At 35.8% G+C, this 24,154-nt stretch carries 20 protein-coding genes; 9 read left to right on the forward strand and 11 right to left on the reverse strand.

Translation table 11 applies throughout. The features are described 5' to 3' along the window. Nucleotides 1–26: 26 nt before the first annotated feature. From AC1TPB_RS07340 to AC1TPB_RS07355, 4 genes are all read right to left on the reverse strand, one after another. Complete coding sequence (locus AC1TPB_RS07340) at nt 27–1,967, reverse strand: FtsX-like permease family protein (RefSeq protein ID WP_482075886.1); 1,941 nt, start codon at nt 1,965–1,967, stop codon at nt 27–29. Then, nucleotides 1,957–2,718 (reverse strand): ABC transporter ATP-binding protein, encoded by a 762-nt coding sequence (locus AC1TPB_RS07345; RefSeq protein ID WP_482063869.1) that lies wholly within the window; start codon nt 2,716–2,718, stop codon nt 1,957–1,959. Before AC1TPB_RS07345 ends, AC1TPB_RS07340 begins: the two co-directional genes overlap by 11 nt. A 166-nt stretch (nt 2,719–2,884) precedes the next feature. After that, a complete protein-coding gene (locus AC1TPB_RS07350; RefSeq protein WP_482075887.1) occupies nt 2,885–3,889 on the reverse strand; it encodes a sensor histidine kinase in 1,005 nt (334 codons plus the stop codon). Further along, on the reverse strand, nt 3,889–4,575 hold the full coding sequence (locus tag AC1TPB_RS07355; RefSeq protein ID WP_482075888.1) for a response regulator: 687 nt from the start codon (nt 4,573–4,575) through the stop codon (nt 3,889–3,891). Before AC1TPB_RS07355 ends, AC1TPB_RS07350 begins: the two co-directional genes overlap by 1 nt. 229 nt (nt 4,576–4,804) lie before the next feature. Here AC1TPB_RS07355 and AC1TPB_RS07360 point away from each other — a divergent pair, with 229 nt between their 5' ends. Beyond that, on the forward strand, nt 4,805–6,517 hold the full coding sequence (locus tag AC1TPB_RS07360; RefSeq protein WP_482075889.1) for an ABC transporter ATP-binding protein: 1,713 nt from the start codon (nt 4,805–4,807) through the stop codon (nt 6,515–6,517). 129 nt (nt 6,518–6,646) lie between these two features. On the opposite strand, the gene AC1TPB_RS07365 is transcribed toward AC1TPB_RS07360, so the two are convergent. Continuing rightward, the gene (locus AC1TPB_RS07365) at nt 6,647–8,677 is read right to left on the reverse strand and encodes a beta-galactosidase (RefSeq protein ID WP_482075890.1); all 2,031 of its coding nucleotides are present in this window, start codon (nt 8,675–8,677) and stop codon (nt 6,647–6,649) included. A 132-nt stretch (nt 8,678–8,809) separates the two neighbouring features. Here AC1TPB_RS07365 and AC1TPB_RS07370 point away from each other — a divergent pair, with 132 nt between their 5' ends. Then, a complete protein-coding gene (locus tag AC1TPB_RS07370) occupies nt 8,810–9,643 on the forward strand; it encodes a helix-turn-helix domain-containing protein (protein WP_482075891.1) in 834 nt (277 codons plus the stop codon). Nucleotides 9,644–9,801: 158 nt separating this feature from the next. After that, entirely contained in the window at nt 9,802–11,034 is a 1,233-nt protein-coding gene (locus tag AC1TPB_RS07375; RefSeq protein ID WP_482075892.1) for a Fic family protein, read from the forward strand. A gap of 132 nt (nt 11,035–11,166) precedes the next feature. Here the strand turns inward: AC1TPB_RS07375 and AC1TPB_RS07380 are convergent, their stop codons facing one another. Next, nucleotides 11,167–11,652, reverse strand: coding sequence for a DUF2798 domain-containing protein (locus AC1TPB_RS07380; RefSeq protein ID WP_482075893.1), 486 nt, complete (start codon nt 11,650–11,652; stop codon nt 11,167–11,169). A 248-nt stretch (nt 11,653–11,900) separates the two neighbouring features. On the opposite strand from AC1TPB_RS07380, the gene AC1TPB_RS07385 reads away from it, so the two are divergent. The 3 genes from AC1TPB_RS07385 (at nt 11,901) to AC1TPB_RS07395 (ending at nt 14,282) form a co-directional block, all read left to right on the forward strand. Continuing rightward, nucleotides 11,901–12,650, forward strand: a complete 750-nt coding sequence (locus AC1TPB_RS07385) for a methionine ABC transporter ATP-binding protein (RefSeq protein WP_482076076.1) — start codon at nt 11,901–11,903, stop codon at nt 12,648–12,650. Then, a complete protein-coding gene (locus AC1TPB_RS07390; RefSeq protein WP_482075894.1) occupies nt 12,643–13,305 on the forward strand; it encodes a methionine ABC transporter permease in 663 nt (220 codons plus the stop codon). The genes AC1TPB_RS07385 and AC1TPB_RS07390 overlap by 8 nt, the downstream gene beginning before the upstream one ends. Before the next feature lie 149 nt (nt 13,306–13,454). Then, nucleotides 13,455–14,282: a MetQ/NlpA family ABC transporter substrate-binding protein gene (locus AC1TPB_RS07395; protein ID WP_482075895.1), complete on the forward strand. Its 828-nt coding sequence runs from the start codon at nt 13,455–13,457 to the stop codon at nt 14,280–14,282. Between the two features lie 66 nt (nt 14,283–14,348). Here AC1TPB_RS07395 and AC1TPB_RS07400 read toward each other — a convergent pair whose 3' ends face one another. The 4 genes from AC1TPB_RS07400 to AC1TPB_RS07415 all read right to left on the reverse strand — a co-directional run bounded on the left by AC1TPB_RS07400 (nt 14,349) and on the right by AC1TPB_RS07415 (nt 17,719). Then, nucleotides 14,349–15,044 carry an ABC transporter permease gene (locus AC1TPB_RS07400; protein ID WP_482075896.1) on the reverse strand — a complete coding sequence of 232 codons (696 nt, stop codon included), beginning with the start codon at nt 15,042–15,044 and terminating at the stop codon, nt 14,349–14,351. After that, nucleotides 15,016–15,960: an ATP-binding cassette domain-containing protein gene (locus tag AC1TPB_RS07405; protein WP_482075897.1), complete on the reverse strand. Its 945-nt coding sequence runs from the start codon at nt 15,958–15,960 to the stop codon at nt 15,016–15,018. Before AC1TPB_RS07405 ends, AC1TPB_RS07400 begins: the two co-directional genes overlap by 29 nt. A gap of 76 nt (nt 15,961–16,036) precedes the next feature. Then, nucleotides 16,037–17,014 carry a sensor histidine kinase gene (locus AC1TPB_RS07410; protein WP_482075898.1) on the reverse strand — a complete coding sequence of 326 codons (978 nt, stop codon included), beginning with the start codon at nt 17,012–17,014 and terminating at the stop codon, nt 16,037–16,039. Next, the gene (locus AC1TPB_RS07415) at nt 17,015–17,719 is read right to left on the reverse strand and encodes a response regulator transcription factor (RefSeq protein ID WP_482063858.1); all 705 of its coding nucleotides are present in this window, start codon (nt 17,717–17,719) and stop codon (nt 17,015–17,017) included. It abuts the gene before it with no gap. Between the two features lie 404 nt (nt 17,720–18,123). Between AC1TPB_RS07415 and AC1TPB_RS07420 the strand changes: the two genes are divergently transcribed. Genes AC1TPB_RS07420 through AC1TPB_RS07430 form a run of 3 tightly spaced genes read left to right on the forward strand, consistent with a single transcriptional unit; the run spans nt 18,124 to nt 22,676 of the window. Continuing rightward, nucleotides 18,124–19,305, forward strand: coding sequence for a hypothetical protein (locus tag AC1TPB_RS07420; RefSeq protein WP_482075899.1), 1,182 nt, complete (start codon nt 18,124–18,126; stop codon nt 19,303–19,305). A gap of 36 nt (nt 19,306–19,341) precedes the next feature. Beyond that, nucleotides 19,342–21,810, forward strand: coding sequence for a hypothetical protein (locus AC1TPB_RS07425; RefSeq protein ID WP_482075900.1), 2,469 nt, complete (start codon nt 19,342–19,344; stop codon nt 21,808–21,810). Then, nucleotides 21,807–22,676 (forward strand): ATP-binding cassette domain-containing protein, encoded by an 870-nt coding sequence (locus AC1TPB_RS07430; protein ID WP_482075901.1) that lies wholly within the window; start codon nt 21,807–21,809, stop codon nt 22,674–22,676. Before AC1TPB_RS07425 ends, AC1TPB_RS07430 begins: the two co-directional genes overlap by 4 nt. Before the next feature lie 270 nt (nt 22,677–22,946). Here AC1TPB_RS07430 and AC1TPB_RS07435 read toward each other — a convergent pair whose 3' ends face one another. Then, on the reverse strand, nt 22,947–23,987 hold the full coding sequence (locus AC1TPB_RS07435; protein ID WP_482075902.1) for an LCP family protein: 1,041 nt from the start codon (nt 23,985–23,987) through the stop codon (nt 22,947–22,949). Nucleotides 23,988–24,154: the final 167 nt, after the last annotated feature.

A 24,154-nucleotide genomic window follows, 5' to 3' on the forward strand; every position in this document is an offset into this window, starting at 1 on the left:
CTGAGGGATTGGCTTTAGTTGTAGTTTTATAGTGCGGCTTTTATCACTTTTTTATAATAGAGTACAGATAGTATACCGAAGATGGAATATAGTACGGTATATAATAACATAACCACAATCATTGGTGTCCAAACTTCAGTTCCGAATAAGAACCAACCGGATTGAACGGCAAAATAGCTATGGAAGAGCCCGACGATTAAAGGAATTCCAAAATTGTAAAGTTGCTTTGCCCGAATCCCCCTCAGCAAATCTCCTTGGGTGTAACCTAGTTTCCGCAAAATGTTGTAACTCGGTTTTTCATCTTCACTTTCATCCATTTGTTTAAAATAAAGAATACATCCAGAAGCAATGAGAAAAGTTAGCCCTAAGAAGCCAATAATAAACATGATCAGACCCATACTTGTCTTTTGAGTACTGCTCATTTCAAGACGAGAAAAGTTAGCATCACTAAAATTTGAAGCTAGAAAAATTTCATTTGCTTCTTTAATTTGATTGTCATCGTAAATATCAATTCCTATATATAAGGATGATGGTTTTTGTATTGTTGGATCAATATCTTGCTGTAAACGTTGAAATACGTATTCATCTACAATGGCAACGGGCAGTCCGCCATCTGTAAAATTATATGAAATAACGTAGTCGTTTCTTAAGCCTGCATATTGTTGAGGAATAACTTCATGTTCGCCTATTAATTTGATTTGACCAGATTTTTTCAAGGACATAAATTTTTGTAGCAAATCATTATAACCGGTAAGAATGGTTTCATCAGCAGACACATCGATATCTTCAACGGTTTGATCACTAATTACAGAAATGGTCATTGAATTCGGCTCAATGTTTAATTCACTTAGGTTTGCATCTAATATATTTCGTGCGTCGATCTTTACTTGAATGACATCAATTACGTTTTCTTTAAATGTAATATCCTTTTCATGTAAGGCCAACTTAAATTGCTCGGCATCTTCTATGTTCGTCATCGAAAAGTTTGCAGGCACATTATTTACTGCTGATTTCTCTGCTGAGTAATAAGCGATATAACTTAAAGATAATAAACCGATAGCAAGTGCAGAAACCGTCGTAATAATTGTTAATAATGAAGCATTCGATTTCATTCGAAACATAATCGATGAAAGGGATAGTACTTCATTAATATTTAGATACCCGCCTTTTCTTTTCCTAATAATGTTAGCAATAAAGCGGACAGACCCTTTATAGAAAAAGAATGTTCCGATAATGACAGAACCGAGAATAAAGCTCATTGCTAGAAATAATTCCATCATCGATGTAATGTCTCCACCAAATAATTTGGTCGATACATAGTATCCTAACAAGATTAATGAAATACCAAATATACCGATCAGCATTTCAAGGAAAGAGGTTTTCTTTATTTTACCTTCTGTTGATGATGTCACTCTAAATAGGGACAATATCGTTTGCCTTCTAATAAATGTATAGTTCATCATCATAATAAACAGGTAGATGACACAAAAAACAATGATTGTTTGTATAAACGCTTGTTTAGAAAAATTTAGCTGAGCGATGTCTTCGATACCAATCGTTTTAAATAAGATCATGATGATTAATTTTGATAAGGAAAATCCAACAAATATCCCAATGAATAAGGAAATGAAATATAGTATTAAATTCTCTACACTTAAAATGCGGAAGATTTTATTTTTTGTCATCCCTATTAATTGTAATAGACCAACTTCTTTACTGCGTCTTTTAATGAAAATATTATTGGCATATAAAAGGAAGATTGAGACAATCAGAACAAGGAGCACTGAGGCGGTTTTAATAGCTGCTGCACCTTTAATAGATCCTTTAACTTCATCCATTGATAAATCATATTGCAGTGTGACAAAAGCAAAATAAAGGGCAATACTAAAGACTAGTGCAAATACATAAAGATAATAATTTTTAAGATTCTTTTTCAAATTTTGAAGGATGAGCTGATTAATGTTCATAGTGCACCCCACCCAATACACCTTGCGTTTTCATAATATCGGTAAAGAAGGATTGTCGTTCTTGTTCACCTCTAGTAAGCTGCGTATAAATTTGCCCATCTTTAATAAAAATGACTCGATTACAATAGCTTGCAGCAATTGGATCATGAGTGACCATAATAATGGTAGAGTTACGTTTTTGGTTTAAATCACTTAGCTTGTTTAATAGATCAGAAGCAGATTTTGAATCAAGTGCACCTGTGGGTTCATCAGCGAAAATAATACTGGGCTCATGAATAAAAGCTCTAGCTGCTGACGTACGTTGTTTTTGCCCACCTGAAATTTCATTTGGATACTTATCTTTCAGATCATAAATTCCTAGCTCTGTAGCGACTTCCTTAAATTTTTGATGGGCTTCTTTTTTTGGCGTCTTTGTTATCGATAATGGCAATAGAATGTTCTCTTTCACCGTTAGCGTGTCTAATAAATTGTATTCTTGAAAGATAAAGCCTAAATATTTTTTGCGGAATTCGGCTAGTTGTCTTTCTTTCATTTTTGTCATTTCAAGGTTGTTAATTTTGATCGTTCCATAACTAACTTTATCAATGGAGGAAAGGACATTGAGGAGTGTTGTTTTTCCCGATCCGGATGCTCCCATAATACTAACGAATTCACCTTGTTTAATGGTAATGTCGATTCCCTTTAATACTTCTTCTTTATTCGATTTATTTCCAAAGCTTTTAGCGATTTTATTTGCCTCTAGAATATTCATATCGAAATCTCCTTAAATTTTTTTATATACTTTCTAAAATTACTTCTTCGATAATAAAAAGTTACCTCAGAAGCATTAGCTAAAGTTAATAACTTTATTATAAAAAGGGATCACGTTCTTTGCCTTTCATTCACCTAACAAAATACAAAAGCATGTGACATTATTGTCACATGCTTACAATATTAACGAAATCATTATTTTTTGGAAACGTTAAAGTAAAGGTTGTACTTGAGTTTAGGTGTGACTCCACATCTATATGGATGAGCAATGAATCTGCTGCTTTTTTTGTTAGATATAAGCCCATGCCTGTTGATGAATTATCATAATGTGTAGTCGTTGATGTAAAGCCTTTATCAAAAATCCGAGGAATATCTTTGGCATCAATTCCACGCCCAAAGTCTTTTATTCGTAAGTGAGTTTGATTATTATGCTCATAGCTTTGAATGATAATATCATGTGCTTCACTATATTTAATGGAATTAGTTAAAAGTTGTCGGATGATGAAGGACACCCATTTAGCATCGCTTGTAACTTCTTTTATTTCTAACTGAATGTCAAAGCCAATTCCTTTTTGAATACACCATGACTGTAACGATTTAATTTCTTTGAAAACTAAAGATTTTAAATCAATAGTTTCTATATATAAATCATTTTCTATAAATAATAGACGCTTCTGATGTAACTGTTGGTCCAAGAGCAAGTGAATTCTGAGCCATTCATAAGTTAGATGAGCTTTTAATGTTTTATCATCTAATCGCTCAATCATTAAATGCATAGTCGTCAACGGTGTTTTCACTTCATGAATCCAAGACAAGAGTTCGTCTTGCTCTTGCTCTAACAGAATACGATTTTGCATAGCTATCTGTCTCAAATGCTCTGATTGATCAGTAATGCTTTGTTCAACTATTTTTTCAAAAGGACTATCAGGTTGGTTTATAGCTGATAAATCAAGATTGTTCTCCCATTCCTCTAGGCTTCTATAAAATTTTGTTTCTTTGTTGTAGCGAATGATTAAAAAGAAGATAAAAATCATCATTGTTAAAAAGACCATATAGAGAATGGGCTGGAATGAGATCGTCGCATCAATATAAGCAATAAAGATGATAAGAAATTGCTGGAATAAAAACAGAACAATCCAGCTCCAACGTTCACGTAAAAATGTTATGACCATTAGTGAGCCTCTTCCATAGCGATATAACCTTGCCCGGTTTTTGTCTCGATAAACCGCCCTAAACCAAGCTCATCTAGTTTTTTACGTAATCGATTTAGATTGACCGTTAAAGTGTTATCACTTACAAAGCGTTCATCATCCCATAAGCTTGTTATTAATTCTTCCCGACTAACGATCTTATTTTTTTTCTTGATCAGTAGTTTTAGAATGTAAATTTCATTCTTCGTTAATTCGATTGATCCTACCTCATTGGTAACGATATTTTTTTCATAATCAACCGTTGCACCGCGCCATGTTTTCAGTGTTATTGGTTCCGTATTATAATTATACACACGGCGAAGAATAGCTTGTACTTTAGCAACCAATACTTCAAAATGAAACGGCTTTTGAACAAAATCATCAGCTCCCAACTGCATCGACATAACCATGTCAGTTGGATGGTCACGGGAAGATAAAAATATAATAGGAACGTTTGAATGTGACCGAATTATTCGACACCAATGAAACCCATCAAACTTTGGAAGTTGAATATCAATAATAACTAAATCGGGTTTTATCGCTATAAATTGTTCCATCACCATACTAAAATCTTGAATGCCGTAAACTTCATAAGACCATTGCGTAAATCTATCTTTGATTTCATTAAATAGAGTTTCATCATCTTCAATTAACATCAATTTAAACAATGGATTCACCACACTTTCAACTTTTTCACCATTTAAAGTTTATAGCAAAACTTTTATCAATTTGATTGTATACAGACTAGTATTTGAACGGTGCCGGGAAGTCATTTTTAGAACCAGGCACTTACGCTATTTAACATGAATGACCATCTATTTGTGGTTATTTAATGTTGAATTGTGATGAGTTGTTTGGTTTTTTTATATTCATTTGAAAGATTGGAGCGTAACGATTATGTTGAAGAAGATTGTTATACACCTAAAGTGGTGGATATTTGTTTATATATTGCTAGGATTCACAATTCAATTTTTAAGTAGTTTAGGTATTGTGCTGTTCCAGAAAATACTCGATATGATAATGGTAATCAATAGTTTTAGTGACGTGTCATCCTTAATTATTAGCTATGCACTATTGCTAGGTGGGGTAGCTACACTTAACTATTTTGCGGAATACCCAAGTGTACATTTATCAAATAGTATAACAGAAAGATTGAAAATTATGGCATTATCGAAAATATCTCGAATTGATTATCAAGCATATCAACATATTGGTACGGGACAAATGATAAAAGTTATTGAGAATGGAGCTTTTGCTGGAAACAGTATTATTTTTTCATTCTTTCTCAGAACACTTCATGAGTTACTGCCAACAATTATTTACAGCTTATTTTTTATTAGTTTCTATGACATAAGAATCATGGTAGTGATCGCGGTTGGATATGTATTCATCTTTCTTGTAACGAATATACTATTGAAATATTTGTACAATATAAAATCTACGATACTTAAAGAACAAGAAAATATGTCTAGATATTCGATACGTGGATTCATGGAGTTAGTCGTCTTTAGAACCAACAAAAGATATGATGCAGAGATCAATAAGTTAAGTGTTACTGCACGTAATATTATAAAAAGCAGTTCTCAACTGAAAATGATACATGAATCTTTTTTCGCTATTTTTGAGTTATTTATCACTTCTATAAAAATCATAGTTATGATTTACGGAATTAACAGTGTGTTAGCAGGTGAGATATCGATTGGGATTGTCGTGGCACTGTTTATGTTTATTGATAAGATTTATTCCCCAATTGCAATTTTCAATATTCTTTTTGTGGATTATAAACTTAATAAGGTTACTTATAATAGGTTTAATGATTTTATTAATGCCCCAGAAGATAGCAATTTGGAATCGGGGCATAAGATTATTGAACTACAAGGTGATATTGAATTTAGAAATGTTTCCTTTAATTATGGTAGTGTCAAGATATTGAACAATATATCTTTCTCGGTTGAACGAGGAGCATCGGTTGCTTTTGTTGGCTTAAGTGGGGGTGGAAAGTCCACAATTATTAAATTAATTGTAGGGTTATTAAAGAAAAAGAAAGGTAACATCTTATTGGATAAGCTAGAGATAGATGATATTAACCTTAACAGTTACTATGATCATATTTCCTATTTATCACAAGATACTCCGATTTTTGATACTTCTATTAGAGGCAATATTGTATTTGATCATAATATTTCAGACGAAGAGATATATAGTATTTTGGAAAAAGTTCATTTGAAGGAGAAAATATTAAATTTACCAGAGAAATTGGATACTTTGATCGGTGAGAAAGGTGTCAAATTATCCGGAGGAGAAAGACAACGATTAGCATTCGCCAGAATACTTTTTCAAAAAAGAAATGTGTTAATACTTGATGAACCCGTATCGGCATTAGACAATCTCACGGAGAAAAGTATAATGGAAACTATTTTGAACGAATGTAGAGATAAAACAATAATTATAATTGCTCATCGGTTAGATTTTATAAAGGATGTAGATAAGATATTAGTTGTGGAGAATGGCTCTATTGTGGGTGAAGGGAAATTTGATTGCTTAATAGAACATAATGATTCATTCAAAGCGTTATGGAATCGAAAAAGCAAGGATATATTGAGCGAATGAAGCCACGGTAACATCTTAACTATACTGAAACAACGAAAGGCACCCATATTGGGTGCCTTTCAATTTTGTATTTAGATTAGGTGGTTTAATTCACCTTGCATCTGAATGGGTTACTTAACACTTGTTGTATTACTTCGTTTCAATTATCGCTACTGCTTTCGCATCAAGTGTTAGCTGCTGCGCTACTTCATTCTCGCTAATCAGTTCTGTACCTTGCAGCTGACCCAAATCAATCTGCACAGCTTCATCATTATGATTCAGAATAAATAGTAATGGCTGCCCCTCTGGAGATACTCGTGTTGATACCTCTACACCAGAAACGGGTGCGATCGGAGCAGTAATTCCTTTATCTTCACAAATATGAGCCAATAATCCCTGCAAAAATGCTGGCTCAGGGCTAGTAGCTACATACCAAGCTTGACCTGCACCAAACTGATTCACGGTTAGTGCAGGCATTCCTTTATAGAAATCACTGCCGTAAACAGCTTTAACTTCTGCTCCCTCAGCATGAATCAGATCGCAAAGGATGTTACAGCTATATTCTCCTGATAATGCTCCAAGTTCAGCAGGCAGTACGATTTGATTGCTTTGATCAGGGAATAAAGCATCAATCTCCTCAGCCCATATGCCTAGCACTTTACGGAGCTCGCCAGGATACCCTCCAAGCGTGACGATATCATTCTCATTAACAATTCCACTAAAGAAGGTCGTTAAGAATGTACCTCCTGCGTGCACAAATTGCTCAACCTTAGCAGCATAGCCTTCCTTAACCATATACAGCACAGGAGCAATAACTATATCATAGTCTGATAAGCTATCTTCTACGCCAATCATGTCAACTTGGACGTTTTGCTGGAACAAGGCATCATAATATTTGTGTACCTCTTTAACGTAATCTAAGGCAACAGTAGGACCGCTAGATAGCTCAATTGCCCAGCGATTTTCCCAATCAAACACGATAGCCACTTTCGCTTTAATGCGACTATCTAATATTTTATCTGATAAAGTATATAGCTCTTGTCCTAATTGTGCACATTCACGAAATACTCTTGTATGCTCATGTCCTACATGCTCAATAACAGCACCATGGTATTTTTCACATGCGCCGACTGATCTTCGCAATTGGAAGAACAGTACCGTATCTGCACCATGCGCAACAGCCTGATAGCTCCAAAGCTTCATAACACCTGGGCGCTTCAAGGAATTGTATGGCTGCCAATTTTGCTGACTTGGTGTTTGCTCCATGAGCATAAACGGCTGTCCTTGCTTAATACCTCTCATCAAATCATGCGTCATCGAGGTTAAACTAATAGGTGTATCAAGCGACGGATAATTATCCCATGAAACTACATCTACTTCTTTAGCCCATTTAAAGTAATCCAGCTCTTTGTATAAGCCCATCATATTCGTTGTAACGGGCAGATCAGGAGTATGCTTTTTGATAGCAGCATGCTCAAGCTTATAGCATTCAAGCAGGCTGTCAGACATAAATCTACGATAATCTAACGATATTCCTTGGAAGTTAGTACGGTCTGCACCCCATTCCTCAGATAAAGCACTAGGAGGCACAATTTCCTCCCAATCGTAGAAGGTATGTCCCCAAAAGCGTGTATTCCAAACTTTATTAAGCTGTTCAATGGTATGATATTGTTGCTCTAGCCATGTACGGAAGCCTGCTGCACAATTATCACAATAGCAGTATCCACCATATTCATTACTAACATGCCAAACGAGTAGTGCTTCATGATCTTTATAGCGATGAGCTAGCTTTTCGGCTAATCTTTCAGAATATTTCCGATAGGTAGGACTGCTGGGACATGAGTTATGTCTGCCGCCAAATTTGCGCTTACGCCCATCAAAGTCTACACGCAATACATCAGGATATTGGCGAGCCATCCAAGCAGGATGCGCCGCTGTACTTGTCGCTAAGCATACGTATACGCCATCTGCATGCAATCGTTCAATAATTTGATCTAAACGAGAAAAATCGTACGTATCTTCAGTAGGCTGCAATAATGCCCAAGAAAATACGTTAACCGTAGCTACGTCGATGCCGGCAAGTTTGAACATGCGTACATCCTCGTCCATAACCTCGTGATCCCATTGCTCAGGGTTGTAATCCCCACCGTACCATATTTTTGGAAGCTTGCTATTGATCATGTATACACCTCATTTACCAGAATTAGATATAAGAATAAGTACAGTATATATTAATCTCAAATGTGTTAAAATATAATATATTTTCAATCTTATATAATAATATGGAAGTATAATGATAAAGAGGTGAAGGGAATGCGGCATACGCGATTTGAATTAACGCCATCTGCAAGCGGTGGTTTTCCTTTGTTTATCGAGAGTATAGGACATCATGAGGATCAAGAAAAGCTAGTTCGACCCGACGGGTTTACACACTTTCATTGGCTGCAAACGTACGAGGGGGAAGGTGAATTTATTATTGAGGATAAGTCGTATCGACTTACTAAAGGGTCGGGGGTTTTGTTATATCCTGGAGTATCCCATACGTATTATGCGGTGACAGAGCAATGGTGCACACAATATATTACGTTTGGCGGTAGTGATGTTGATACGATCCTGCGCACGCTTAATATGCAGCAGTCTGCCTATTTCAGCTGGGAGGAGCAATCTCCGCTACATATGGCGATTACGAACATCATCGAAAAGCTTATAAACATGAATAATGAATTGTATTATTCTAGCTATGATGCATCGGCTGACTTATACTTTTTCTTTATGCAGTTGAAGCAGCATGGTCAAATGAATAACCGTACCTCGATTCAGCGTCATATTGTGCAACTGCAGCCAGTACTGGATTGGTTAGAAATCCAGTATGCTGATCCAAACGTAGGTCTAGAACAGATGGCAACGGTGCTTCAGCTCACGCCAAGGCAGATGAATACATTGTTCCAAACAGCCTTTCTTGTATCTCCTTATGCATATCTTATAAGGCTGCGACTTAGAAAATCTAAGGAAATGCTATTGCATGAACGAGAGCTAACGATTACGCAAATTGCGAGCCGTGTAGGCTTTCGCGATGTCAGTCATTTTGTAGCTAGTTTTCGTAAGCAGATGGAATTAACTCCTGAGAAGTTCAGGTTAATGAATTAAGTGGAGGAGGAAGTGGGTTCTATTTAGTTTATTATGAACCTATTTAGGTGCCTATTTTAAATATTTCAGTAAAATTCAGAATATTTCATTTGAAACATGGATAAAATGAAACTATAATTTAAAAAACGTCTATTTTTTGAAAATAGAGAGGTGAATTTATGAAGTATGAAAAGTTATCTAAGCTTTTTTATAAATTGGATGCAAGCTCTTATCACGATGAGTTGCAAAAAAGAAAAGATAGCTATGGTAGCTATCTAACATCATTAATGATCCGAGGATTTAGAAAAGAGCAGCATACGAAACAATCATTTGAGCTGTTTTATGTAAACACGCATGACTTAATGAATCTTAATAATGAAGTATTATTGAATAGTTCTAAAATATCTTCACTTATTAGTATGTTACCTGACTTTGTTGTAAAGCCTTATTTTAATAAATTGATTATTAATGAGGCAAAAAGCAATAATGAGATCGAAGGAATCCGTAGTACAAAAAAAGAGCTACAAGAGGCTCTTCGAGCATTAGAAAAATCCGAACCTAAATATAAGAGGTTTCAGGGTCTAATGAAAACATATCGATATATCGATCAAATAAACGCATTTGAAGATGTTCAAGATTTTAGAACGTTGTATGATGACTTAGTGGCTGATGAAATTACAACAGAAGATATTCCCGATGGAGAATTGTTCCGCAAAGAATATGTTGAAGTCAATGACGGTGGTGTAACGACTCATATCGGTATGAGCTCTGAAACGAAAATTATTGAAGCATTAGGCGCACTAATTACTTACTTGCAAAATGAATCTCATCCTGCATTGTATCGGTATATGGTTGCTCACTATTACTATGAGTACATCCATCCATTTTATGATGGTAATGGCCGAACAGGACGTCTAATTGTGGGGAGTTATTTGTCGAGATATTTGGAAAAATACTCGGCCATAACCTTTTCTTATGCTGTGAATAGAGATAAGTCAAAGTATTATAAAGCATTGGAAGAAATAGCATCGCCTTTGAATCAAGGAGATATGACGTTCTATTTAATTAATATGCTGGAATTACTATCTATCGGACAAAAAGGCATTATTGAAGATCTTGAAGTTAATTTAATGAAGCTCGAGCGGATTAAACAATATATTAAACATAATAAGTGGCAAAGCCTGAAAAACGAAAGCGAACTATTGTATATCATAATTAGCATTAACACATTTGTAAAAGATAATTTGATTTTATCTGTGCAAGATTTAATGGAGTTATCTCATAAATCTAGACATCTAGTTAATAAAGTGATGGATTATTTGATGCAGCAGGGATATGTTGAACTAGTAAGCAAAAAACCAAAAGCATATAAAATTTGCGATGAATGCCTAGAAAATATTTTATCATCCTAACCGCACTTCTAATGTACTCACAGAATGTGGTATAAATAACCGTTAACCTCTTCCTATACAAGGTCTACCCCTACTTAAACTATATGTAGAGATAGACCTTATATTTTTTTGTTGCCTTATTTCTATCTACAACTAGACGTTCAACTCCGGTGTCTGTCTAGTCGATGGTTTAACAAAACTAACTAATAACCAACGTGAGATTGGTCCAACGATTAGTAATTGCGCTGGAAGTGCCACGATAATATTTAGTCCAACAGTTTTAACATATGCAATGAAATATGAACCCTCAATTCCAATCAATGTCGCCTTTAGAATAACTCCGTAGACTGACATAATAAGAACCATGGAGGGAACCATACAAAAAGCAATCGCCAAAATAAAATTGATTTTCTTCGATTTATCATATGGAAGTGATAGGGCAAGTTTTCGCGCTCTAGGCTCAACTAATGATTCAACGATAAAAGCGACAACAAACGTTATGACAAATTGAATCAATGCACTTCCAATTGTCAATTCTGAAAATCCGTGTAAAGCTGTGTTATAAGTGGACATAATAAAAACCATCCCAAAACACATAAATAGTCCGAAAATAATACCTTCTTTTTTGTTACTAGGCAAACTAAGACATCCTTCCTTTTAAGAGCATAACGTTGATTATAGAGGACCGATTTTCTTTTCATAAGTGACGTTTTTGTGAATTTTAGAAATTAAATATTTTGTTGGCATTTAACGGTAGTTACTACCATGACAACACCAACGTATTGAGCTATACTTAGAAACGTTATAAACACCCTTCAAATTTTTATTTTCAGCCGAGAACACTCGTGACTTCAGTCGTGAGAGGTTCAAAGAAAGGGGTTTTTGTTATAATTAAATTACATAATGTTAGTAAAAATTACTCGCAGTTTCAGGTGATTAAACCTACATCTTTAACGATATCTAAAGGTGAAATATATGGAATTATTGGAGCTAGCGGAGCAGGGAAATCCACCTTGCTGCGGCTTATCAATTTGTTGGAAGTTCCCGATCAAGGTGAAGTGGAGGTTAATGGTCAGCAGCTAACACGTTTGAACAGTTATAAGCTGAGGCAAGCACGGAAATCAATTGGGATGATCTTTCAGCATTTCAACTTAGTTGCCAATAAAACAGTTTATAATAATGTAGCAGTGGCCTTACAATTGGCAAATTATCCAAAGGAAGAACGCCGAAGTCGCGTGTTGGAGTGTCTACAATTTGTTGGCTTGGAAAGCTATATGGATAAATATCCTGCACAGTTGAGTGGTGGTCAGAAGCAGCGTGTAGCTATTGCTAGAGCATTGGCGAATAAGCCACAGCTACTACTCTGTGATGAACCAACCTCGTCTCTCGATCCGAATACAACGGCTGAAATATTAGCAGTACTAGAAAATATTAATAAGCATCTCGGAGTGACAATCGTTATCGTTAGCCATGAGATGGATGTCATTCGCAGTATATGTCATCGCGTAGCTGTCATGGCGGATGGCGAAATCTATGACACGGTAGCGATCCAGCCTAAAGGGATTCACAATATAGACCATAGCCCTGAAAGCTTTGTAAAGCAGCTAACAAAGGATGGTGCGAGCGACCATGCCTGAAGTTTTAGTGCAATATCAAGCGGAAATAATCAAAGCTCTCGGCGAAACCTTTGTCATGGTTGGTGCTTCTATTGTGGCTGCGGTGCTGATCGGATTGCCTGTTGGTACGTTTCTGTTTCTCTGCAGGAAAGAGCAGATGCTAGCGGACCGATTTACCTTTCATCTTTTAAATTTGTTAGTCAACACGATACGTTCGTTTCCGTTTTTATTGCTGGTTGTTTTTCTTATCCCATTTACAAGATTAATTGTTGGGACTGCGATTGGCACTATAGCCGCAACTGTGCCATTAGCAATTATAGCGATTGCCCACTATTCGCGCTTAGTCGAGCAATCGTTGCTTGATGTACCTAAAGGAGTGCTCGAAGCGGCAATTTCAATGGGAGCATCGGTTAAAGATATTATTTTCAAGTTTCTGTATGTAGAGGCTCGCTCTGGACTTGTGCTCGGATTAACGACATCGATCATTAGTTTTATTTCATACTCGACGATTATGGGTGTTGTTGGCGGGGGTGGTATAGGGCAATTTGCGATTCAATATGGTTATCAGCAGTTCAAAACAGACTTGATGCTCTATGTTATTATTATTATAGTTATACTGGTACAGCTGATCCAATGGGTTGGCTCAACTGTATCCAAAAAAATAGATAAAAGATAGATAAGAGCTTATGCTTTCGAAGTAACTTTTTTATCGAAGAGGCAGATTTTGCAAGTACATAAAAAGTATAGCCTATGCTTTCGAAGCAACTTTTTTATCGAAGAAGCAGATTTTGAAAGTACACAAAAAGTTTTAAGGAGAGAAATAAAATGAAAAAAATGCTGTTAATGTTTACGATACTTACATTTATTGTAGCTGGTTGTGGTCAGGCGAACGAAGGTAATAAAGCGAATGAAGTCAATAATAGTGGAAATGCGCAAGTAACATTGAAGGTTGCTTCATTAATTGCTCCAATGACAGAAATTCTCGAGCTTGCTAAGCCGAAGCTAGCGGAACAAGGAATTAATCTTGAAGTTGTTGTACTAGGTGACAATGTTCAGCCTAATAGCGCGCTTGCAGCAAAAGAAGTGGATGCGAACTTCTTTCAACATGTTCCGTATATGGAAGAATTCAATAGAAACAAAGATACAGAGCTAGTTCCTGTTACACCGATATATTTTGCCAACTATGGTGTATATGCTAAATCGTACAAATCTATGGATGAATTACCTGAAGGTGCGGTCATTGCTATAGCGAATGATGTATCTAATGTGGATCGTTCATTGGCGATGCTGGCTCAGAATGATGTCATTACGCTGAAAGAAAAGACGGGTACTTATTATACACAAGCAGATATTATCGACAACCCGAAAAATTATAAATTCGAAGAAATTGATTTGTTAATGCTAGCGAGAATGTACGATGACGCAGATGCAGTCGTTATGACACCTGCGTATGCTGCACCGCTTAACTTAACGCCGAAGAGTGATGCTCTTCTTACGGAAGGAATCGAAAATGATTTTGCGATTACGTTAGTAGCACGTAAAGATAATGCTGACTGGGAGCCAATTCAAAAGCTAGCTGAAGCGATGACAAGTCCAGAAGTAAGTAAATTTCTAGAAGAAAATTATAGTGAAACGGCAATTCCAGCATTTTAAACAAATTAAAGGCGAATTCTCATTCACAGTTGAATGGAGATTCGCCTTTATCTATTAATAAGCTTCTTAGCTCACATCAACTCGATCTATACTTCTAAAGCTTAGATAGCTTATTAGTATTCCAATTGCAGCAAGAGATAATGGAATAGCTATGATGGAGCTTAGGGAAAAACCCATATTGTTGGAGCATATGATAGACACGATTAGAATCGACGATACAATAGTTGCTGGTACCGATTTCTTACGCATACCAAACGCAAGTGGCAGTAGGCTCATACCTGCAGCACCGAGAGCTTGCATCACCACATAAATGGCATGTTGAACTAAAATCTCACGTGTTAACGTGTCGGATACGTAACCAAACCCAGAATTAATTGCGATAAACAATGCGTCAATGATAAGGTTCGCTATAATGACATTGGCAAATACCCAGACGAATACAATCGACAGCTTAGCAAAGATGAGTTTCTTACGACTAATTGGATAAGTGAATAGAAGTGCCATCGTCTTATCTTTGAATTCCGTAATAATTAGTTTGGACAAGAGAACTGATGCGTAAATAATAAACGTCGCTCGAACGAAAATGTCGATCATTTGGAACATTTCTGCATAGTTCTGAAAAACAGGATCTGTACTGTCTATGCTTTCAATAAAGTATAAGAGTAACATAAAACCAGCAATGACCCCATAAGCGATCAACGAACCCCAAATATAGCTATTAAAACGTCCTTTCTTAAGCTCTAGCTTGATGAGATGGAACATAATCAACGCCTCCTTTAATCATATCGAAGAAATATTCCTCTAATGTATGATGACGACGATTAATTGACTCGATGGGTACATTGTTCATGATGAGTCCTTTGGATAACGCTTCTTGCGTAATGCTTGAATCATAGATACGAATAACATGATCGCTAATCTTTCTGAAATTTTTAATTTTCAGCGTTTCAGCTAACACGAATGATGCTGAGATAGTATCTGATGTTGTAATTTCTACATAAACAGTAGCAGAAGCACGTACTGTCTCCATCGATACCTCTCTGATCATTCTTCCCTTATTGATAACCCCAATCGTATCAGCTACTTGCTCGATCTCTGTAAGCAGATGACTGGAGATAAGTAGAGTCATGCCCCAATCATCACGTAATCTACGGAACAAATTTCGCATAGCGTGAATACCTTCTGGATCTAAGCCATTAATAGGTTCGTCTAATAGTAATAATTCGGGTCGAGTAGAAATTGCTCTAGCAATACCTAGCCTCTGTCGCATACCGACGGAGAATTGCTTTACAGGCTTGTTCTCTACACCAATCAGCTGTACTAGCTCTAATGCATCGTGAATGGCTTGTTTGTTGTAGTAACCCATGTATTCTGTATGCAGCTCCAAGTTTTGTACCGCCGTTAGTTTTTCGTAGAAGGGCGGGATTTCTATTAAGTGCCCAATTCGCTTAAGATGATCTCTTGAATCAAAGTTTATTCGCTTCCCAAACAGTTCGATTTCACCGCTAGATGGTTGCACCAGTCCAAGCAGTATTTTCATTAATGTCGATTTACCAGCACCATTAGGTCCTAGAAATCCATATATCTCACCCTGTTGTACACTCATATTGACGCTAGACAATACATCTGCCTTGTCATAATTTTTGTCGAGTAACCGCGTTCGAATAATTTCTGCCATTGTGTTCACTCCCCTTGATATCAACATAATGTAATCATATCGTGGAAATCTCACTTTTTAATGTCGTAAAGCTTACTTATTTCTTACTTTCTTGGGGAGATCTTATTGCTGCAGCTGGAAGTGTTATGGTGAAGCTAGTATGCAGACCTGGGACGCTCTCAAGATTAATGCGCCCTCCTAATCGTTCAGTAAGTTTTTTTGCGATAGTAAGACCAAGTCCGCTACCCTGTATATTACGATTTCTTGAGTCTTCTATTGTATACATTCTCTCAAAAACTCTAATCAAATCTGCTTGAGGTATACCACGACCTTGGTCTTTCACCACAATCTGAATCTTTCCTTCTAATGGAGTGAGAGATAATCCAAGATAACGACCATCGGCACCATAGCGAACGGCATTTGAGAGTAGGTTATCGAGAATTCTCGATAATGCTTCTTCATTCGCATATACGAATACCGCCTCGTCGGGAAGATTAATATCGACCTTGAAGTCATGCTCAGCGAGGAGATCGTAGTATGCTAGTATGCGATGACGGCAGACTTCGCACGCATCGATAACAGAAAGTGGAAGATCAAAGTCATCGGTCTCGAGTCTTGTTAGATCGAAGAATGTATTGATCAGTTCATGCACCTCAACGGTCTTTTTATATACTTGATTAAGCATTCTTTGCCGTTCATCTTGTGATAAATCTGTATTCCGTGTAAGCATTTCTGCATAACCCATAATAACGGTGAGTGGCGTCTTCAAATCATGGGATACATTAGCTAGCATCATACGCATTGCCCGTTCCGTTCTTGTGTAATCAGAAGCTAACTGACTGGAATGATCAAGTAATGTATTGATCACTTGAAGTAATTCTCTTAAATGGCTATCACCAGTTACAATAAGGAGACGTTCTTGTAGTTGATAGTTTTTACTCTCTGTAAATTCATGGAGCTTTGTACTTATGTACATTAGCTCTTTTCGAGTTAACTGGTTCGTCATGCGCTCGCGTACATACAAAAATAAAAGTCCGACAATAGGGATGATCCAAATCCACCAGAAGTCTCTCATCTAGAGTTCTCCTAGCCGGTAACCAATTCCCCATAGTGTACGAATGTAGCGTGGGTTGGATGGATCATCTTCAATTTTCTCGCGTAAGCGTCTCATATGCACGTTAATGACATTATCATCTTGGTAATATTCTTCGTTCCATATGAGTTGGTAAAGTAAAGCCTTCGTATAAACCCGTGTTGGGTTTTGAACAAATAGCTTTAGAATTTGAAATTCAGTTGCCGTAAGCTTGATTTCCTGATTACGCTTCAACACCTTAAAGTTATCAGGATCAATCATTAATTCACCAACGGAAAGCTTCTGTGAGATCGATTCATGTTCAGATTCCACATTTGAATATTGAGTAGCTCTACGAATGGATGCCTGAACACGAGCAGCCAATTCAAGAAGAGAAAATGGCTTCGTTATATAATCATCAGCACCAAACCGTAAGCCAAGCGCTTTTTCAACTTCGTGATCTTTCGCAGAAAGGATAATTATGGGCACACGACTTTGTCCCCTTATAAGTTGCAAAATGTCTAGTCCATTCAGCTTAGGTAGCATTAAATCAAGCAACACTAGATCATAGCTGCTGGACAGGAATTGCTTAAGAGCCTGTTCACCGTCATTAACAACAGTGGTTGTATAGCCCTCTTTGGTCAAGTAATCGGCCACCATTGTGCTGATGGCAGGATCGTCCTCGATAAGCAGCAGGTTTCCCTCCATTGCTTAATTCCCTCACTTCATTCATATATTTTCAGTTATTTCCTATTTTACGGTAGCGGTGTCTTTCCTACAAGAAGTTTCCTATTTGGATTAATTGTGTAGATTTATTCGCGTGAGTGATTAGTTAATTGAGATTTGGTTTATTTTAAAATGATTTACAAAAAAACTATTTTTTAGTATATTTGAGAAAGGACATAATATATTTATAGATTGATAGTTTTATGTTCTACAAATATTCTCAGAATGGAAGTGGAACTAGTGGAGTCTCTTAATTACCACTCTACCATATGAGAGAGAACACATCGTTTGTTTCCTCCCACTTGTAATTACATATCATATTATAGTGAATTGGAGTAATGAATATGAAACAGAGTTTGGTTCGTATAATCATTATAAGTTGTTTTATGCTTACCATCGTAGGATGCACTAATAAAGATACCGAGTTAGTAATAGAGAACCCAATGAAATATAATCCTAATACGGATTATCAATATTATCTACATCATCAAGGAACGGGGCAAGGAATAACGGAGACCGAGGATGGTTATTATTTTCTTAATGGATCGTATTTGTATTATATGGATAAGCAAACTATGGAGCCTATCTTATTAGATAATAATCCTAACAACGATTGTAGCTCGTCAGATAATGAAAGTATTCCTCAAAAATGTAATGCCTATATATATAACTCCTATATAAACTTTCCAGGATCGATCACTTATTATAAAGATCATTTATATGTTTTAGAGAAGAGTGATCGAACGGATAAGGATGCATTCGGAAGTAAGCAGTATGTGCTAGTTCAAATGAATACAGATGGCACGAAGCGTAAGGTCATTCGTGAATTTGATACTTTACCTATGCCAGTTGTTATACATCGTGATCATATTTATTTTGTGAAAAATACAAATAATGATGAAAATTCAACGATCTTTTCAGTGCCGTTAGCTGAGCCTAGAAAGGAAGCAACTGCAGTATATACAGTTAAACAGTCAAATATGAATCTTAATGATATTAGACCCTATGGAAATTATTTATATTTTATGGAATCAGGACCGAATATGTATCGCACAGTTATGCATAATTTAAGTACGCACGAGAACAAATTGTTGTATAGCGAATATGAAGGAAATGCTCTAATTACTAGTATTCTGGGAGATAGATTGTTTTTTAGTTTATTTACGGGCGATGTACTAGATGAAAAATCATGGGATTCATATAGCTCGAACTTAGTAGGAGAAGATGTTGTTAAGCTCCCGACAAAATTGCCGATAATTAGTAAGACTCATAAGGATGCTCAATACATCTTTCTTAATCCAATCAGGGTGTATAGTATGCATGAAGATTTTTCAGATGTAGAGGAAGCAATGGTAATTTACGATTCGAATTATAAAGAGGTTGATCGGATCGATATGTCGATGTTGGATCGTTATTCTGTCGATATTACTGGAAACGATCAGCATATGTTTTTTCGATCTTATAGTGATGGTAGTCTCGTAAGTCTGTATTACTTAGATAAATCGAAGATTAGCAACGGTTCTGCAAAACTAGAGTTGTTATTAGAATCAGCTTTCCCTCAGCGTTAACTGAATATGGATAAAATATGAAGTAGGGATTAATCTATGAAAATACTACTATATGAAATATTAAAAGTAACTAAAAAGAAGGTAATGATAACACTTATTCCGCTATTAATTATTGGTAATTCATGGATATTCATTCAACAGGAGATGAAGACTAATCGAGAAATAATCGAACATCGAGATCAATATACTGCCTATGAGACTCAATTTCGTGATCTTCCTGTTGAACAAGCCTACAATCAAGCGCTAGTGACCCGTGATAAATTTAGTGGATTTCAATATTATCTTTTTATTCAACAAAATTCAAATAGTGATATTGCCTATATGTTTGAAGCCGATGAAGATTATAAACGGTACGGGTCATTATATCCAGATAGTGAATATTTTAATAATGAATCGTTACTATTACTTCATTCCAATTTTAATTTTTCAGTAATTGAGCAACTCGAAGCACTGATGGCGTATCCTGATTATGTAACACGCATCGAAATGCAGGCTAAGAACATGCTTAAGTACTCTATTTTTAATCAAGAGGACAGTTTTACATATCGCAACATTGTTAAAACAGAGAAAGATTTTATTGCAGTGAAAAATGTACCTTTGCAGCTTGACTTGGATTATGGCGTCGTATCCAGCACCACGTTTCGTATGACAGATATAATGATGATTACCGTTCTATTTATGTTAACTATATTCATATTCAGTACAGAGAGAGAACAAGGACAATTGATGTTGCTGCGCACGATGAAGCATGGTCGAGCACGGTTATTTATTTCTAAACTACAATTGCTCATTGGCTTGACCTTAATAATATCACTTATATTTTATGGTTCAATTATGCTTATCGCAAATAGGCTGTATGGCTTCGGAGACGTATCGCGATATATCCAGTCGATGGGAGCTTTCAAATTTGCCCATTTACCCTTGACGGTTAATGAATTTTTAACGTGGTTTCTCATTGGTAAATTAACGATATGTATATTTTTGGCACTCTTATTTGCAATTATATTTCTACTTTTTAATCATCTAAGCAAATCGATTGTCGTACTTGCTCTATTACTTAGTTCAAGTTATATGGCCTATCAATTTATTCATCCATCCTCTTACCTCAATACAATCAAGTATATAAACATCATCGCATTTTTAGATACCTCTTATCTATTATCGAACTATGTTAACTTGAATATATTCGGATATCCCGTTAACCGTGAATTTGTTTCGTTGTCGATTATTATATTTTTAATATTACTATTTTTTATTATATGCAATATCGCTTTTGCAAGATCGAATTCAAAATTAAATGGAGTTAACTGGATATTTTCGAGAAGATCTATGCAGGAATTAGCTAATATAATTAATGGTAGTAGTAGAAGTATATCCATCATATGGCATGAATGTATAAAGCAATTATGGACTGCTAAAGGATGGATCGTACTAATCATTGCAGTACTTATTTGTGTTCACGATATCAATAGTGCAAAAATGATCATGGATAATGATCAATATTACTATAACGAGTATATGGATACATTAAGCGGTCCATTTACTGAAGAAAAACAAGCATTCGTTGAACAAGAAATGAAGCGTCTGGATAATGTCGGAACTGAATCAAAATTGGCGGATATACAATATCAAGCTGGTGAAATAAATTTTGAGAAATATAAAGCAGCCCAAGATGAACATGCCCAACTCATGGTGAGAGAGCAAGCTATTTCAAAGGTGTATTTGCAATATCAATATTTATTGGAAAAAAAACAGACAAGTAGCATTGATGTTTATTTCGTTAATCAAATTTCGGCTGATTACTTATTCAATAATGTGAATCGAGATCAGATTAATGTAATGATGGTTGGATTGTTATTGACTTTATATTTGGCAAGTAGTTATACAGTTGATCATCGTTATCAATTATTAATGTTGCTAAGGACAACAAAGCGAGGAAGATCACGTTATTTTACTACGGTCTGGTTATTTGGATTAGGATCTGTAACGTTAATATTATTTTTAATTTACATTCCTCAATATATAAATGTCTTACGATTGTATCCCTCTATCGAGTGGCAGGCGCCTATTCAAAGCTTAAAACAGTATGGAGCATTAGATATTCAAATAACATTAAAGCAATTAGTCGTTATTGTTAGTATTGGTCAATGGATAGGTGTTTTAGCGATTAGTGTCGTCTTTTTATTACTATCACAATGGTTGAAAAGATTATCTCTAACATTGCTATCAGGAATTGTGCTGGTGCTTTGTCCGACTTTTACAATATGGCTTAAATACTACGAGATTGCGAAGTACACGTTACACTATCCTCAAGTTTTATATATGATGCTCGCTCAGCAACAAATTGGTGAAGTATATATTTATTTCTTCGGAATAGTTACGTTGATCATTGTTTGCTTATATTTGTCATGGCGCTATTATGTATCTGGAAAGATATGGACTAGTAAATCATCTAACAATGAAAAAGTTAATGAATTTACTGCTAAGGAGGTTGAGATTGATTGAAGCTGCATATTTCCCAGGTGAGTAAAAGCTATCAGAAAGGTAAAGTAAAAGCGTTAAATGGAATAGATTTAGAACTGACTCCAGGTGTATACGGCTTATTAGGACCAAATGGTGCTGGAAAATCAACTTTAATTAACTTATTAGTCGGAAATTTAAAAGCAGATACTGGAACGGTTCTTTACAATGATTGCGATATTGAGACGCTAGGACAGAAATATCGCGAGGTTCTTGGATATATGCCACAGCAACAACAAATATACGATGATTTTACAGGGACAAGGTTTTTATGGTACATGGCTGCAATGAAAGGACTAACTAAAAAACAAGCGAAAACATCAATTAATCGATTACTTGACGTAGTAAACTTACAGGAGCATGCTCATAAACGTTTATCGACTTTTTCTGGCGGGATGAAGCAAAGGATATTGATAGCCCAAGCTTTACTTAATGACCCTTCTATTCTAATTTTGGATGAACCTACCGCAGGTCTTGATCCAAAAGAGCGGATTAACATTAGAAATTTTATTTCTACCATTTCACTTAATAAAATTGTTATTGTTGCCACACATGTTGTAACTGATATTGAATTTATAGCAAAAGAAGTGATTTTATTAAAAAAAGGGAAGCTTGTCTTGAAGGACGAGCCTATACGGTTATTAAAAACGATGGATGGGCATGTATTTGAAGTGAATATATCAAATGCTCAAGAGCTTGAAAACTTACAAAATCATTATCGAATTAGTAATATTACGAACGATAGCCGTGGAATTTATGCGAGAGTTGTAAGTGAGAAAGCTCCATTGGAGTATCATCATCAAGTAGTGCATCCGAATTTAGAAGACTTGTATTTATTTCATTTTGACTAAATAATTAGCTTGCATAATAAAGGCGAATTCTCATTCAGAGTTGAATGGAAATTCGCCTTTATCAATTTCTAAATGATATCAATACGATCAATATTTCTAAAGCTTAGATAAGAGATTAGAATTCCAATTGCAACAAGAGATAATGGAATAGCTATGATGGAGCTTAGGGAAAAGCCCATATTGTCCGAGCATGTAATAAGTACATAAGAATGGAGGATACAATCGACAGCTTAGCGGTGGTCAGCTCTGGTTCGCGTTACGTAATAGTAACTACGATGCAGTAGGAATCTCTAGATCTATTGCTTCTGCATTAGGATCTAACCATGCTTTAATAGCTAATTGTACTGCCTCTAAACTACTGTCTCTTGGCATATAATAATATACTCCGTTGATTCTTTCATCATAACCATCAATCATGTAGTTAGATATTTCAGGAGTGGATTTTACTAAGGCTTCTGCCCAATTCATGATATCTTCTGCCTTCATATTTGTTTTGAAATTTTCTCCACCTATTTGAATAAGATCGTCGATTTTTGATAAGTTTCCTATATTCTTCATTTCCTTAATCATCGCACTAATAAAAATTCGTTGTCTTTCCGTTCGCTTGAAGTCAGAATCTTCACGATAGCGAACATAGTTAAGGGCATCAGTGCCAAAGTATTCAGGCTTATTTGCTTCAATTGTAAATTTCTCGTGACCCCTGCCCTTATTAACAATATCCTTTGTAATAGGAAGCTTTACTCCTCCTATCGTGTCTACCACATCTTTTAGTCCATTAAAGTTAATCGTAGCGTAGTAATGGGCAGGATTCCCCAAAAACTGCTCAATCGTTTCGATGCTCATTTTTGCACCACCAAAGGCGAAGGCGGCATTTACTTTATCCTTGTATTTCCTTCCTACAATATCTACACGGGTATCCCTCGGTATTGAAATGAGCAACAATTTACTATCCTTTGGTCGAACTACAGCGTAAATTAAAGCATCAGATCGCCCAGTTTCCTGCTCTCTTTGATCAACGCCCAGTAACAATAATGAAAATGGTTCCTTATCTTTAATTCCTATCGGTGGCTCAACATTATCTATCGGGACATAAGCTTCCTCGAATGCTTTACCGATCTCTTTGGAGTACAATGCTTTAAATAAATAGAGGGCAATTTGATTTTTGAATGTTAACCCACATATTACAGCGATACATATGACTATTAAGCTTATATATAATATTATTTTTTTGCGTTTCTTTTTATTGATATGATTTAGAGTTCTTGAAGTAGTCTTGTTTGGCTTGTTAGTTGACTGCTTTACAGTACTCAATCTTTTCACCGCTTCCTATTATATAATTGCAATATTATGTAATTAATAAGACGTAGAGTGATTATTAAAGCTTGCATTTCATATCTAAACGATAAAACCCAGTATAACGAAAGAGGAAGATAAACCTCCTATTCGGATGATTTACCTTCCTCTTTATATGTATTATC

This window comes from Paenibacillus sp. Y951, assembly GCF_056786395.1.

Bases quoted from the DNA above. Each gene is read 5' to 3' on its own strand.
- AC1TPB_RS07415 (WP_482063858.1), bottom strand. From the start codon at position 17,719: ATGGAGGGAAACCTGCTGCTTATCGAGGACGATCCTGCCATCAGCACA.
- AC1TPB_RS07350 (WP_482075887.1), bottom strand. From the start codon at position 3,889: ATGGTCATAACATTTTTACGTGAACGTTGGAGCTGGATTGTTCTGTTT.
- AC1TPB_RS07420 (WP_482075899.1), top strand. From the start codon at position 18,124: ATGCTTACCATCGTAGGATGCACTAATAAAGATACCGAGTTAGTAATA.
- AC1TPB_RS07405 (WP_482075897.1), bottom strand. From the start codon at position 15,960: ATGGCAGAAATTATTCGAACGCGGTTACTCGACAAAAATTATGACAAG.
- AC1TPB_RS07395 (WP_482075895.1), top strand. From the start codon at position 13,455: ATGAAAAAAATGCTGTTAATGTTTACGATACTTACATTTATTGTAGCT.
- AC1TPB_RS07345 (WP_482063869.1), bottom strand. From the start codon at position 2,718: ATGAATATTCTAGAGGCAAATAAAATCGCTAAAAGCTTTGGAAATAAA.
- AC1TPB_RS07370 (WP_482075891.1), top strand. From the start codon at position 8,810: ATGCGGCATACGCGATTTGAATTAACGCCATCTGCAAGCGGTGGTTTT.
- AC1TPB_RS07340 (WP_482075886.1), bottom strand. From the start codon at position 1,967: ATGAACATTAATCAGCTCATCCTTCAAAATTTGAAAAAGAATCTTAAA.
- AC1TPB_RS07390 (WP_482075894.1), top strand. From the start codon at position 12,643: ATGCCTGAAGTTTTAGTGCAATATCAAGCGGAAATAATCAAAGCTCTC.
- AC1TPB_RS07365 (WP_482075890.1), bottom strand. From the start codon at position 8,677: ATGATCAATAGCAAGCTTCCAAAAATATGGTACGGTGGGGATTACAAC.
- AC1TPB_RS07400 (WP_482075896.1), bottom strand. From the start codon at position 15,044: ATGTTCCATCTCATCAAGCTAGAGCTTAAGAAAGGACGTTTTAATAGC.
- AC1TPB_RS07425 (WP_482075900.1), top strand. From the start codon at position 19,342: ATGAAAATACTACTATATGAAATATTAAAAGTAACTAAAAAGAAGGTA.
- AC1TPB_RS07410 (WP_482075898.1), bottom strand. From the start codon at position 17,014: ATGAGAGACTTCTGGTGGATTTGGATCATCCCTATTGTCGGACTTTTA.
- AC1TPB_RS07360 (WP_482075889.1), top strand. From the start codon at position 4,805: ATGTTGAAGAAGATTGTTATACACCTAAAGTGGTGGATATTTGTTTAT.
- AC1TPB_RS07375 (WP_482075892.1), top strand. From the start codon at position 9,802: ATGAAGTATGAAAAGTTATCTAAGCTTTTTTATAAATTGGATGCAAGC.